9 protein-coding genes and 1 pseudogene are annotated in these 13,810 nt (G+C 39.2%); 4 read left to right on the top strand and 6 right to left on the bottom strand.

Annotation, left to right across the window (positions count from 1 at the left end):
• Window positions 1-433: 433 nt before the first annotated feature.
• Window positions 434-1,585, top strand: a complete 1,152-nt coding sequence (locus tag NSTCB13_RS09715; RefSeq protein ID WP_448272139.1) for a histidine decarboxylase — start codon at window positions 434-436, stop codon at window positions 1,583-1,585.
• A 74-nt stretch (window positions 1,586-1,659) separates the two neighbouring features.
• On the opposite strand, the gene NSTCB13_RS09710 is transcribed toward NSTCB13_RS09715, so the two are convergent.
• Window positions 1,660-5,043: an amino acid permease gene (locus tag NSTCB13_RS09710; RefSeq protein ID WP_448272138.1), complete on the bottom strand. Its 3,384-nt coding sequence runs from the start codon at window positions 5,041-5,043 to the stop codon at window positions 1,660-1,662.
• A gap of 422 nt (window positions 5,044-5,465) precedes the next feature.
• Window positions 5,466-6,350, bottom strand: a complete 885-nt coding sequence (locus tag NSTCB13_RS09705; protein ID WP_448269513.1) for a ParA family protein — start codon at window positions 6,348-6,350, stop codon at window positions 5,466-5,468.
• 538 nt (window positions 6,351-6,888) lie between these two features.
• On the opposite strand from NSTCB13_RS09705, the gene NSTCB13_RS09700 reads away from it, so the two are divergent.
• From NSTCB13_RS09700 to NSTCB13_RS09690, 3 genes and pseudogenes are all read left to right on the top strand, one after another.
• Window positions 6,889-7,299: a 2TM domain-containing protein gene (locus NSTCB13_RS09700; RefSeq protein WP_445629375.1), complete on the top strand. Its 411-nt coding sequence runs from the start codon at window positions 6,889-6,891 to the stop codon at window positions 7,297-7,299.
• Between the two features lie 298 nt (window positions 7,300-7,597).
• Window positions 7,598-7,922: pseudogene (locus NSTCB13_RS09695) on the top strand (phasin family protein).
• 78 nt (window positions 7,923-8,000) lie between these two features.
• Window positions 8,001-8,522 carry an FKBP-type peptidyl-prolyl cis-trans isomerase gene (locus NSTCB13_RS09690; RefSeq protein WP_448272137.1) on the top strand — a complete coding sequence of 174 codons (522 nt, stop codon included), beginning with the start codon at window positions 8,001-8,003 and terminating at the stop codon, window positions 8,520-8,522.
• A gap of 170 nt (window positions 8,523-8,692) precedes the next feature.
• Here NSTCB13_RS09690 and NSTCB13_RS09685 read toward each other — a convergent pair whose 3' ends face one another.
• From NSTCB13_RS09685 to gloB, 4 genes are all read right to left on the bottom strand, one after another.
• Window positions 8,693-9,211, bottom strand: a complete 519-nt coding sequence (locus tag NSTCB13_RS09685) for an alpha-ketoglutarate-dependent dioxygenase AlkB (RefSeq protein WP_448272136.1) — start codon at window positions 9,209-9,211, stop codon at window positions 8,693-8,695.
• A 24-nt stretch (window positions 9,212-9,235) separates the two neighbouring features.
• Window positions 9,236-11,866, bottom strand: a complete 2,631-nt coding sequence (locus tag NSTCB13_RS09680; protein ID WP_448272135.1) for a replicative DNA helicase — start codon at window positions 11,864-11,866, stop codon at window positions 9,236-9,238.
• 157 nt (window positions 11,867-12,023) lie between these two features.
• Window positions 12,024-12,482 carry a 50S ribosomal protein L9 gene (gene rplI / locus NSTCB13_RS09675; RefSeq protein WP_322694429.1) on the bottom strand — a complete coding sequence of 153 codons (459 nt, stop codon included), beginning with the start codon at window positions 12,480-12,482 and terminating at the stop codon, window positions 12,024-12,026.
• 408 nt (window positions 12,483-12,890) lie between these two features.
• Entirely contained in the window at window positions 12,891-13,664 is a 774-nt protein-coding gene (gene gloB / locus NSTCB13_RS09670; protein ID WP_445629372.1) for a hydroxyacylglutathione hydrolase, read from the bottom strand.
• Between the last annotated feature and the right edge of the window lie 146 nt (window positions 13,665-13,810).

Here is a 13,810-nt window from a genome sequence, read left to right as displayed (position 1 = left end):
ATATAGAGACGAGCAGTGCTAAGTCTCTATTAGGGTTGTGTATAACCTATATTTAATTTCTGGAAAGCTCTTTTTAGCATGATAAAGTCCGCATAAGCGGACTTTGTTGTATAGCCTAGTCATTCCCAGAAATTACGCAATTGGCACTAAGTTAAATATGTGATTAAATCAGGTTGCAGTCAGCGACTAAAAAAATATTTTATGTAATACGCATTCTGGTTATTTCGTATTATGCAGAAGTCTAAGTATAATGTACTTTGGCAAAAACCAATTGAGTATTATTACTGAATATTTATACGTATTTTCACTGTATTATCTTCTATTAAAGAGCTAAATGGAGTCATTCTTAAAAAAACATAAAGGTATGGATTAATACGTGTAATTTCGTTTAAAACATCCAATAACTCAATCAAAATTTAAGAGATAGAGAGATATGTCAAATAAAGTTGCTAAGGAATTGGCTGATTTTCTGGTGCAAATAGAACAGCGATCGCAGCTTCATGCAGGCTATCCATATAATTTAAGTTGTGATTACAGTGCGATCGGCAAATTTTTCAATTTTCTATTAAATAATGCTGGAGATCCATATATTGAACCAGATTTTGGTCTCCATTCTCGTAAGTTTGAGCAAGAAGTATTATCTTTTTTTGCCCAACTTTATAAAATTCCAGAAAATCAGTTTTGGGGTTATGTTACTGCTGGCGGAACTGAAGGTAATTTCTATGGAATGTTCTTAGCAAGAGAAATCTATCCTAATGGCATTCTTTACTCATCACAAGACTCTCATTACTCCATACCAAAAGCGGCAAAATTATTCCGCATTCAACACAATGTTGTTAACTCACAAATTAATGGAGAGATGAATTATGAGCATTTTGAACAACTTATTAAAGAAAATCGCAATTATCCAGCGCTCATAAATTTGAATATTGGGACTACTGTCAAAGGCGCAATTGATAACTTAGACAAAGTTCTCGAAATTTTAGAGCGCAATCAAATTAAAGATTACTACATTCATTGTGATGCTGCCCTTTCAGGATTAATATTACCCTTTTTAGATGGCGCTCCCCAAGTTAACTTTCAAAAACCCATAGATAGTATAGCTATTTCTGCTAAATTCATTGGTTCGCCCTTGCCTTGCGGTGTAGTTTTAACCAAGAAAAAATGGGTAGAAAAAGTTGAAACAGCAATTGAATATATTGGTTCATCAGATACAACAATTCTGGGTTCTAGGAACGGTCATACACCTCTGATTCTCTGGTATGCAACGAAAACAAGAGGTTATGATGGATTAGCCAAAGAAGCAAAAACTTGTATAGATAATGCTCAATATCTTTTCCAACAACTTAAAATCAGAGAATATCCATGTATGCTCAATAAATTTTCCAACACCGTAGTGTTTCAAAAACCTTCTCAAAAATTAATTAAAAAGTGGCAGCTAGCGATTTATGAAAATTGGGTACACATTATAGTCATGCAAAATATCGATCGGCACAAAATAGATACTTTTGTTAACGAACTTTTGTTAGAAGAAGGATTGCTTGATAACGTAGATAATTTTCAGCTACAGTCAGCACTACACTAAGAATAGATTCCCAAGTGAAATTAATCACCCAGTTTAACAAAGTGTTTCTTTAAACATAATTTGCTCCCAAGATTTTATCTTTTTAAAAAGTTTTTTCCGCACAAGTTAGCAGCAAGGAGTATTTCTACTTCTGCCCGTTCCATAGGTGGTAAGAAAAAATACCCTTGCCCATAATCACATTCTAAAGCCTTCAATTGTGCTAATTGGTCTACAGTTTCTATGCCTTCTGCTGTTACAGACATATTTAAATTATGGGCTAATGTCACAATCGCTCGAATAATTTCTAAATTTTCTCCTCGACTACCTATACTGCTGACAAAAGAACGGTCAATCTTAATGGTTTTGATTGGTAGGCGATGTAAATAACTCAAGGATGAATAGCCAGTCCCAAAATCATCCATGTGCATTTCAACATTCAGTGCTGTTAATTGGGAAAGCACAGTGGTAGCTAATTCAAAATTATCCATCAACAAGCTTTCGGTAATTTCTAATTTCAAATAGCATGGCTCCAGTCCAGTTTGCTGCAAAATATGTTTAACTTGTTTAAACACATCAGGTTGTGTGATTTGTTTACCAGAAAAATTTACGCTCATCGTCAAAGGTTGTGAAGTAGGAAATTGTTTATGCCATTTGTGCATTTGGTGACAGGCTTCATAAAGTACCCATTGCCCGATACTCACAATCATTCCAGTTTCCTCAGCCAAGGGAATAAAATCTTGAGGGGAAATAAGTCCTCGTTCTGGATGATACCAACGTATCAGTGCCTCAAATCCAATAATTTTGCCAGTTGTCAGTGAAACAATTGGCTGGTAATTAAGGCGAAATTCTTCTTGCTTGAGCAGCGCATTTCGCAGAGCAGTTTCTAACTCTAAAAGCAAAGCTGCACCCTCGTGCATCTTTGGATCGAAAACCTCATAACGTGCCTTACCAAGCGATTTGGCACAATACATTGCCACATCGGCATCGCGTAAAATCTGCGCTGCTTGCTCATAATCTGCTCTACTCAAAGCGATGCCAATACTAACATTAGTAAACACGCGATGCTCATTTAATTGAAATGGCAAAGCTAGCACCTTTTTAATTCGCTCGGCCACCTGTATCGCTGTGTTGATATCCTCAATTTCCTCAATTAAGATTGTGAACTCATCTCCGCCAAAACGAGCTACTATGTCTTCGCCTCGCAGCACTGACTTAAGCCGATGAGAAATTGCAATCAAAAGTTGATTGCCTAGTAGATGTCCAAGGCTGTCATTAACAACTTTAAAGCGATCTAGGTCTAAGAAGAGTACGGCAAATAAATAATTATTTTGCTGTTTAGACTGTTCTATTGCTTGCTGCACCCGCTCCATAAATAACCGTTGATTAGGTAATCCAGTTAGCCCATCATGAAGACTATTATGCAGTAATTGTTCTTGTGCTTCTTGACGCTTGATAATGTCTTGTTGAAGTTGTTGATTAACCCTAATAAGTTCAATGGTGCGTTCTAGCACCAACTGCTCAAGTTGATAACGATACTGGACTAATTCTTCTTCTGCTAGCTTCCGCTTAGTGATGTCACGGACAATAACAATATACTCACGTAGCAGAGAATTAAATGGCTGGGAAATCGTTGATTCAACAATTCGCAAACCTTGGTTAATTTTCAAGCTTTGCTCACTTCTAGTAGACCATTGCTCCGGTTTGCCGCGATAGCATATTAGAAGTTGATTCAAGTTTTGCCCAAGCAACTGCTGAATACTTGTTTGAAATAATTCTTCAGCAGCGGCATTTGTCTGAGAAATTGTCCCGTCTTCATCTAATACTAAAACAGTATCTGGAACGGTATCGAGAGTAGTGATAAATAGGTTTCTTGCTTGTTTGCGTGCTTCATCAATAGCAATGATTTGTGGTAAGGTTGTCCAACAAGCGATCGCAACCCCTGTAAAAGAAAGCGTCACTAATAAAATCGCTAGAAATGAATTTTGAGGATGATTAGAAAATCTATCTAAAAAATCGCGAATAATCCAACTGATTGTGGCAGTAATACAAATCAATGATACTAAAACAATCACTTGTAATACTACAAAATCTGGATTATTTCTACTAGGCTTAGTATCGTAACGCTGTGTCCACCAATTTGGGTGTAATGGCGCAAATCTTAACCGCCTTAGAACTAAATCTCCAATTGTCAAAATAATGGGTAATAATAATCCCACTAAGAAATCTCTCCAGTTCCAAGCTAAACCTCCCACTATTAGAACTATCGCTTCGACCAAGAAAAAACCAAGTGACCACCAAGGCCATAACACGTGTGGTTTGCCACGACACATCCATAACCCCAGATGTAGACCCATAATAGACATGAGATAACAAGTGCCTGCTACTGTGACAAGTTGAGATATATTTCCCAAATTTAGACACAGCAAACTGAGTAGAAAGGTAACTAAAATAGCAGGAACAAGGACACCTTGACGGGAAACTAATGCAAATATAGGAGAAAGCTGTCTGTCTAAGGCAAGCTGGTATAATATCCGAGGAGAGTTAGAAACTGCTGTAGCAGAACTTAGAAGGCAAGATATAGTAATTAGAAGTGTTACTAGAAAGGGCGCAGATTCACCCCAAAAAGGCTTAGAAGCCGCTACCAGATTTAAGAATGCATCCTCACCTATTGTTGAATTTGGAGCAGTACACATTAATACCCAAGAACCACCTAGAAACACCGGAGGAATTAACCAAGCAGCTACAGTTAAAAACTTTAAAGTTTTATATGGGTGGCGGCTATCAGCAACAAAAGAAGAAGTGGTTTCACAAGCATAAATTGAATAGCTAGCTAGAAAAAACCATTTTGCCCATTCTTGAAAGCTCAGGCTATGCGTGCTAGTTGAGAGAAAATTAAAATTAGCAGATGAGAAGGCTAACCATAATACGCCTTGAACACAAAACAATAACAGTAATAAAATCGCTGGGAATACAAAAAATAAATGTAGAAGCGCCAAAGCACGGGTGCCACTGAACGCTAAAATAAATGGAATCGCTGTAAATAAAACTTTTAACAAAGTTTCTGGACAAGAAATACCTAATGTTTCAAAATTGACTTTAATTAGGTTGGTGAGAATAATTGCATACAGTGCAGGTGCTGCTGCCCAGCTAAAAAAGTATCCTAATGCTACGTAACGGCCTAAGCCAGGAAACTTCTTTAATAGTCTTGTGGTATAGTTTGGTGTTCCTCCGGCAATATCTGACCAATGCCTACCTAGACTTTGTACCTGCAAGTTAAGCAAAAAGGAGATAATCGTGCCAAAAAACCAAACTAAGATAGCTTTCGGCCCTAACGCTGCATGAATAATAGGGGCAGTACCAATCCATCCAACATGACCAGTTAACCCAAAGCCCCAGGTTTCGAGATAACTTAGAGTCCGTGGTAGGCGCATTAGCAAGTGCTGATTGTTCCCCGCCTGTGCAGAATCGTTACTAACCATTGTTTCTTAGTGAGATTTACTGACCTTTTCACTCAATAGCTGAATCTCACCAATTATAGCTTCCGTATAACTGCTGAACTTTCAGAAAGGATAACTTATTTGTTACTCAATTGGGGATTTTGGATTTTAGATTAACCTCATGCCTAAAGAGTTTTCTTGAATAGAGAATTTTAAATTGGTTATTTGAGATTTATTCCATATAGCTTGTTTCTCACTGAGTAAGTATAAATTCTCTTTCTTTAGATTGTTATAAAAATTGAAAGGTTCAGATTTGTGACCTACTTAATAGACATAGACATCTCCAAAAATAAATTATTCATTGCCTGAAACCCTTGTAAAGACGTAGTAATGCTACGTCTTTACATTGATATCTCTAATTTAATCAATCGGAAATCGTGTTGTTCATCAATAATTAACTAGAGCTATAGCTTTTGCAACAACTCCTGGGTTAATTGCAAGAAAGCTTTTGAACCTGCTGATTGGGGAGCAATTAAAACAGCTGGCATAAAACTATCAACAGCCTTGGCAACATTGACATCAACAGGTATTTGTACCTTACAAATTTTTTCGACACCAAAATCTTCGACAACGCGATGCATTACTTGTTTATAGTATCTGCCAGTGAGCAGGTTAGCACTGGACATACTAAATACAATTCCCAACATTTTTATATCTATCTTGGTTTCATGTCCGTGACTATCTTTTAATTGGGCAATCCGTCTTTCTAAGAGTTGAATACCCACTACAGATAATGGTTCTGGTTTTGCAGGAAGTATGTAGAAATCACTGGCAGCTAAAGCACTACGAGTCAAGAGATTATAGCCAGGGGCACAATCGAGAAGAATAAAATCATATTCTTGATGTACTGGTTTTAAGATATTATTAATTAAGACCCTTTCAAAGCGATTCCAAATCGTTTCAAAGTCCTGTTCGCCCAAAGCAGTTGCTTGCTGATGCAGCATTTCTGAAACAACAAATTCATCATATAAATCAATGTCTCCCGGCAATAAATCTAGTCCGGGAAGATTACAAACCTGGGATTGAATTATATCCTGAATTTTAAATTTTGCTTGGGGGTCTGGATTGATAACTTCGTCTATCAGATACCTAAATGTCTTACTTTGTTTACGAAGCTTGGCAAAATCTAAAGGCGACATCAAACTGAGTGTGGCACTAATTTGGCTGTCTAAATCAAGAACCAGCACCCGCTTGCCATGATTTTTAGCTAAACAGGTAGCTAAGTTGACGGTGAGGGTGGTTTTACCAACACCACCTTTCATATTGGCAGTAGCAATTACATATCCCATTGATTGAATCCTCTATTGACGCATTCCCACAGTGGTCTGTCCCATTAAATATTATGGGTTTGTAGTAAGCACAAAGCGTGCTTAAAAATCTAGGACTAAAGTCCTTACTACGAACTTATTCACCCCTCGTAACTAATGGGACAGACTACTAGGTAGCGTACACCTCTGCTGATATTTTAAATCCTCCATTAAACTTAATATTTTCGGAAATTCAAAAGAGTGATTTCAGCGATTTTTACTCATTAAGGCAGTAACATATAGTTGGCTCTTTACCTGGAATCGAGCTACCAGCCTACTTTACTCCATAATGACAATAGTTTGGCTTAATCCCGTAACAGCTTGCTTTCACAAAGCAATTATAGAGGTATTGACAAATACAGTAGCCCTAAATCAATTGTGAGAAAATAATAGTGTTGTGAATATCACTAAGTATTGGGTGCAAAATGTGGATGCATTTGCTAATTGAATTGAACGAAGCCAATCGATAATTTCGTGAAATCAAAGGCGCATTTACACACAAACTTATAAGGTAATTAAAATGACTTACGATTCCAAAGATGTAGAACAAATCCTGCAAAAAGCACTCACTCGTAAACAGGAAGGTGAATTTTCACGAGAACAGCTTTTAGAAATGGCATCTGAGTTAGGTATTTCTTCTAATATTTTGGCAGCAACAGAACAAAAGTGGTTGGCTCAACAAGAAGAGGAACGTTCGCGACACACATTTAATACTTTCCGACGCAGAGCCTTTTGGACACACTTTGTTTCTTTCCTAGCGGTGAATTTATTCCTCATTCTTTTAAATTTAATCACTAGTCCTAGTTATTTTTGGGCTATTTTCCCAGTATTAGGATGGGGGTTAGGATTATTTTTTCATTGGTGGAGTGTTTATCAGAGTAAATCAGAGGATGACGAGATCGCTTTTCAGAAATGGCGTACACAAGTTTAACTTTCAATCTCAGATATTCAGCATTGTCTAAATAAAATTTTCCCATGAAATACTCACACTCACTCTTTGTGATGAGTGTGAGTATTGTAATGTATAGGTAAATCTCCTCTAATATCGCAAAAATAGGTAAATTTGAGCAATCTTAAACTTGAGGAGTTATATAATCACCTCCTTTGATCTTTGTGCTTGCCAATTTGCCAAAATAGAGCTGTAGGCTAGAATAACTACGCTTTAAGAAGCTTGATTGCCTACACTCAGCAGCAAAGGTCGGTTGGTTAATAAGTAAGAGGAAGGGAGTATGGACAACAACAACTGGTTGCAACAGCTAATGATGGGTCGGTCTTGGCACAACGTCTATAGTCGCAGAAAAATTGCGGCAAGTCAGCGATGATTTAGTCAAAGACGGTAAGCTCAATCCCGAACAAGCCAAGGCGGTAATAGATGATATTGCCCAGCAGTTAAAGTCGGAGCAGGGAAACTTCGATGTCCAAATGCAACGGCAAATGCGAAATATGATGCAGGATTTGGGGGTGGCTCGCCAGTCAGAAGTGGACGAGCTGAGGGGTAGAATTGACCGTTTAGAGCGTCAATTACGCGATTTAGAAAATAAGCTTTGGCGTTAGAATGTCCTTTGTGATTTAAACTAATTGTGTCCTATTGGTAATCTTTTAGCCAGGATACCTAAGTAAGGAGAACTGATTTTGAAACCAATTTTCCTCAGCGTGGCGTTCATGCTGGTGTGTGTTGTGCTTTTGGTTGTGGGGCAAATAAGCAGTAAACAAAATACTGCCATTGCTGCCGAGTTAACCCAAACGCCGCCAGCTGCCACAACTGTAACTGAAAACAATATCTTAATTGCGAGTAATACTATGTCTGATGCTAATGCCGTAACCACTCCCTCTGGATTAAAGTATGTGGAGTTAAAAGAGGGGACTGGGGCGACTCCTAAACCTGGACAAACGGTTGAAGTTCACTATGTCGGCACTCTAGAAGATGGTACTCAGTTTGATAGTTCGCGCGATCGCGGCCAACCCTTCAGCTTTAAAATTGGTGCTGGACAGGTAATCAAAGGTTGGGATGAAGGACTTAGCACTATGAAAGTAGGTGGTAAGCGTAAGTTAATCATTCCATCTGAATTAGGCTATGGCGCTCGTGGTGCTGGTGGCGTGATTCCACCCAACGCCACTCTCATTTTTGAAGTGGAATTGCTGGGAGTTAAATAGGGATTGGGTACTGGGGACAAGGGAGAATTATTAAAAGAAGTTTTTATTCTCTCTGTTCTCAATGCCCAGTGCCCTATCAAATAAATTAAGTATTTTAGATTACGGATAGGGCAGAAGTACAGCTAGAAAACATGAGAAAAGTATCTGTAACTTTGAGCGGATTGCCGCGACTATACCAACAATCTAAAGGTCAAACTGATACGTCCGAATGTTTCTGGTTGCTTGAGAATTCCATGCTTCCAGTATTGCTGCGTCTTTTGAGGCATAAAAAGTAGAGAACCACTTTTGAGTAAGTAATTATGTTCAATGGTTTTGTCTTGTTTATTCTGAAATGTAATTATTCTTTCAGCCCCTAACGAAATAATAGAGATACCAGTATCCTCCATGAGTTCATCAATTGAATCGGAGTGAAATCCCATTGTTGAGTTACCATTTGTGTAATAATTGACTAAACAGTTGTTTGGTCGAAACCCAAAGTGTTTTTCAAGCCTATCAATAATAGGAATTAACTCATTCAGCATCGGGCATGAGTCGTAAGAAATGTTTGAGTAGTTATATGGTGAACCAAAGCTAGCTGTTTTTCGTGCCCGTATACGCTCATCCCAGTTAATTATGGATATAAGACTATCAAATAGAGAATGACTATTTGGCAAAAATACATCATTAATGAGTAAATCAGGCTCATTCATTGCTCAAATAATTATTTGGTCTGGCTAAATTTTTAAATTTTGAAACTTTGTAAACTGTGGATTGAATAAAAGTTTCGCTGTACCCGTAGGCCCGTTGCGGTGTTTAGCTATAATAACTTCTGCAATGCCGCGATCGGGAGTATCAGGAGAGTAATATTCGTCGCGATACAACATTATTACTAAATCCGCGTCTTGTTCAATGGAATTGTGAACAATAATATTATTTGCAACAAAATTATGCAAACCAGGAACAGTGAGGTCAAACACTTCTTCCTCGCCACTATATTCAATTGAAACTATTTCATCCCAATAAACATTACTTTTGGCAAGAGTAACCAGTTTAGATGATTGAACAACGTTGCCGACTTTTAAAGCTCTTTCTCGACTTAAATTTACTTTATAAAGGGTAGAGCCACAATAGGATGTTCCAATGGAGGAATGTAATAGCCGTGTGGTCAAGCCAACAGATTGCATTGCAGGTACAACCTGTGTTTTCCAAACATCTTTGGGAATTATATCTCTATTAGTGTTATGAATACACTTTTCAAGGTGTTCAGCAATTTTTTTTAATGAACTTAGCTTATATTCTCCTACTGCTCCAACGTTTTGAATGAATAACTCAAGGTCAGGCTTGCCAGTGATTGTTACATGATACTGGTTTCTACCTTTGCCAACTTGAGGAACTGTCCTTAGTGTTGCATTAATACCAAGCCTTAATAAAAGTGTCTGTACATCAAAAGCTAGTCTCTGGCTACTGCTTGCATAAAATGCAATAGGTCTTGGTTTTTTTCCTGCAATTAAGTTGATACAACCATCTGTACTCCAAAGGTGTCTTAGAAAGCACGCTATTAACTCTTGGGGTTGTGAGAACAATTCTTGAGGTACAAATTTTTCATAAGACCTTAAACCAAAAACACCGAAAGAGTCTAGCCATTTGGCTATTGGATTTCTCACACGATGAGTTAGATTTTGTGCTGCGGATAAGTAAACTTGATACCATCCACGTTCAGGTGAAATTCTAGGAACAATTGAATCTCCAAAAACTTCTCTTGCCAAGAAAGCAACATTCTGAGCTAAATCTATCTCTCTGGTAGTGTACTGTATGGCATGACGTGGCAATGTACAACCGTCACCAATTAAATGCCCTAATAATGCAACTTCCGCATAAGTCATGGTCTTTTTACCAGAACTAGGGAGATGTCTTGGTAAACATAGATGTTGTTTAGGAGTTAATTCATCAAGTCTTTTCCAGCCATTAATTGTTAAAAACTTGTGATTACCTGTAGCACGGATTTTTCGCCCCAATCGAGTTGTTAAAGTAAACAGAGGCTTTACACCAGTGGAAAAAGCATTGCTAACAATTGCTTTTTCTAGCTGCATTGTAGCTTCGTTCAACGCCCAAACTGCAAAACCAGATTTACCTGCTAATTCCTTAATTGGTACTTGCAGTCCGTCTGGAGCTAATGTTACCAAAGTATCACCTGCCAAACAACCGGATTCTCTCAAATCTGACAACATCGGACGTTTGTTAGTACGCGCTTCTACCCCGCGGCTCAACTGAGATAAAGCAATTACTGGTACAGATAATTCCCGCGCTAAACCTTTGAGTTGTCGCGTAATTTTTGATAATTCTTGTACGCGATTATCACCTGCTCCTTCCATCAATTGCAGGTAATCTATTACAATTAATCCTAATTCAGTTCCAATTTCAGCTTGCAGTCTTCTTGATTGACTACGCATTTGTGTAACTGTAATATTCGGCGTGTCATCAATATAAATTGGCATCTCGGAGAGGATACCAATAGCGCGGCTTAAAGGTTCCCACTGCGTTTGACTCAGACGCCCAGTTCGCAAATAACTACTTTCAATTTGCGCTTCACTAGCTAATAGACGTTGCGTCAGTTGCTCTTTTGACATTTCTAAGCTGAAAAAAGCAACTGGTAATTTATAAGAAGCAGCGATATTATGAGCAAGGTTTAAGCAAAAGGCCGTTTTTCCCATTGATGGACGGCCCGCGATAATGATTAAATCAGAACGCTGAAAGCCGCTAGTCATGGCATCTAAATCGTAAAATCCGCAGGGAATTCCAGGTAAAGCGATGCCTTGATTTCGATCTTCAATATCCTGGAAATTATTAATTAGAGTATCAGAAATGTGAACTAAACCCGATTGGGGACGCTCTTGAGTAACGCCAAATACTTTCTGTTCTGCCCGATCTAAAACTTGTGGTAACTCGGTTTCTGTTTCGTAACCAAGATGTACAATTTCATTGCCAGCTTTAATTAATTGTCGCCGCAGGTATTTGTCCATGACTAACCCTGCTAAGGCGTCGATATTCACAGCTGACACTGTACGGTCTACCAGAGTTGCTAATTTATTTCTACCACCTATCCGGGCTAGCATTTCATGGTCAGTCAGCCAACTTGTTACAGAGAGTAAGTCTGTGGGTTTACCTTGGGCGTGGAGCCTCACAGCTGCTTGATAAATATCTTTATGAGCGCTAATGTAAAAAGCTTCGGGAAGAAGGCGATCGCTAACTCGACTAATCGCTTCTGGATCTAGCAAAATACCCCCTAAAATCGCTTCTTCCGCCTCAATATTTTGTGGTGGGATGCGATCGCTACCTAGCCCTTGAAAACTTAATTCTTCAGCCATAAACGATTTTAGTTTTGAGATAAAAGCTAGTCGAGAGTATGGGAGTTGGGAGTTAGGAGTTGGGAGTTAGGAGTTAGGAGTTATTATTCACTTTTACTTCCCTTGCTCCCTCATCTTCATCCTCCTCATCTTTGCGTCCCTTTATCCCTCTCCTGAGTTAGCTAGCGACTACTTGAATATCGACTTGCGCCGCTACTTCCGAATGCAGCTTGATTTCGGCTTGATAAGTACCAAGGTGGTTAATATCGGGAATAGTAATGCCACGCCGATCGATTTCTTGACCGGTGGCTGCCTTAATTGCATCTACAACATCTTGGGTGGTGATAGTACCGAAAATTGCTTCGTTTTCACCAACTTGTTTAGCAATTGTCAAGCTGCCAATTTTTTCTAAAGATTCTTTTTGTTCAAGAGCTTGTTGTCTGAGTTCTAATTGCCGTTGACGCTCTTGCTCGCGACGGCGTTCTACTTGCTTGAGAATACCAGGAGTGGCATTGGTTGCCAATTTCTGGGGAATCAGATAGTTACGAGCGTAGCCAGGAGCTACTTCCACTAAGTCGCCAGATTTTCCCAGCTTGCTGATATCCTGATTTAAAACTAACTGCACGCGTTTCGCCATCGTTTTTCGTTTTTCCGGTAAAATATGATTAATTTGGGTGGGTTTGAGCAGCATAGCTCACTAAAACAGTGCTGTTAGCTGTAGCAGGGCCTTGAGCCAGTGCTGAGTAAACAGTCCTAAATAACGAGTGTTTTTTCAGAACTTAGAACTCCTGAAATGAGTATATTGTCCCAAGTAGCTTTGCCCATACCCTAAAGCTTACAGATCCTAGCGAAAGGAAGGGTGCGATCGCAACTATTAGCGCTAGAAAGTTGGAGGAATGGGGGTTGGGGAGCAGGGGAGCAGAAGGCAGGGAGCAGGGGGCAGGGAGCAGGGGGCAGGGGAAGAAAAACTATTGATTATTAGCCCATTCCCAATGCCCAATGCCCAATGCCCAATGCCCAATGCCCAATGCCCAATGCCCAATATCTAAAAGTTATTTTTCATTTCCCTTATCCGCGCAAAGGTTTGCACTCCATCACTACCTTTAACGGTTGATTGTAATGATGGTTGATCCCAACGTAAAAAGGGATTGGTTCGCTTCTCCATTCCCAGCAGCGAGGGTATGGTAGCTTCTCCTCGACTACGGTAAGTTTTCACTTCATTGAAGCGTTTTTGCAAGTCGGCATTGTCGCCATCCACAGTTAGGGCAAATTGCAAATTTCCTAAAGTGTATTCGTGGGCACACCAGATACGCGTATCATCTGGTAAAGAGCGCAGTTTGCTTAAAGAGTCTACCATTTGGGTTGGTGTTCCTTCAAACAAGCGACCGCAACCGCCAGAAAATAAGGTATCGCCGCAAAATAAATCGCCTGTCTCACCAGCTTTTTCGGGGGGAAAGTAGTAAGCGATGTGAGCGCGGGTATGTCCGGGAACAAAAATAACTTCAGCTGTGCGATCTGCAAACTGAACGCGATCGCCTTGTTGCAAAAATACCTGCTGTCCCGGAATTCGCCCGCGATCTTCGACGCCACCGTAGACTGTTACTTGCGGGAAGTGTTGTATTAATTGCTGATTGCCACCTACATGGTCATTGTGGTGGTGTGTGTTGAAAATCGCTACCAACTCAGCTTTTAACTGTGCAAGTTGCTTTAGCACTGGTTCAGCCTCTGCTGGATCGACAACCGCAGCAATTTGTTTCTGGCGATCCACCAGCAAAAATATGTAGTTATCCGAGAGTGCCTCAAGCCTGATTACTTGCATTACTTAATATCTCCCTTTGAAGTAAATACTTTGGAATTTATCAGCAATCTTAAATATCTCAGTGAGAAAAGGTTGAGAAAGCTCATGAATACTATGATAGTATACACCCGTAATAATACTTAAAATACACTAAGTAACTATAAATT

The sequence above is a fragment of the Nostoc sp. DSM 114160 genome (assembly GCF_053470305.1).
The sequence above is the reverse complement of the archived record's forward strand: the minus strand, read 5'-3'. Positions and strand labels throughout refer to the sequence as shown.

Bases quoted from the DNA above. Each gene is read 5' to 3' on its own strand.
- NSTCB13_RS09715 (WP_448272139.1), top strand. From the start codon at position 434: ATGTCAAATAAAGTTGCTAAGGAATTGGCTGATTTTCTGGTGCAAATA.
- NSTCB13_RS09710 (WP_448272138.1), bottom strand. From the start codon at position 5,043: ATGGTTAGTAACGATTCTGCACAGGCGGGGAACAATCAGCACTTGCTA.
- NSTCB13_RS09705 (WP_448269513.1), bottom strand. From the start codon at position 6,350: ATGGGATATGTAATTGCTACTGCCAATATGAAAGGTGGTGTTGGTAAA.
- NSTCB13_RS09700 (WP_445629375.1), top strand. From the start codon at position 6,889: ATGACTTACGATTCCAAAGATGTAGAACAAATCCTGCAAAAAGCACTC.
- NSTCB13_RS09685 (WP_448272136.1), bottom strand. From the start codon at position 9,211: ATGAATGAGCCTGATTTACTCATTAATGATGTATTTTTGCCAAATAGT.
- NSTCB13_RS09680 (WP_448272135.1), bottom strand. From the start codon at position 11,866: ATGGCTGAAGAATTAAGTTTTCAAGGGCTAGGTAGCGATCGCATCCCA.
- rplI (WP_322694429.1), bottom strand. From the start codon at position 12,482: ATGGCGAAACGCGTGCAGTTAGTTTTAAATCAGGATATCAGCAAGCTG.
- gloB (WP_445629372.1), bottom strand. From the start codon at position 13,664: ATGCAAGTAATCAGGCTTGAGGCACTCTCGGATAACTACATATTTTTG.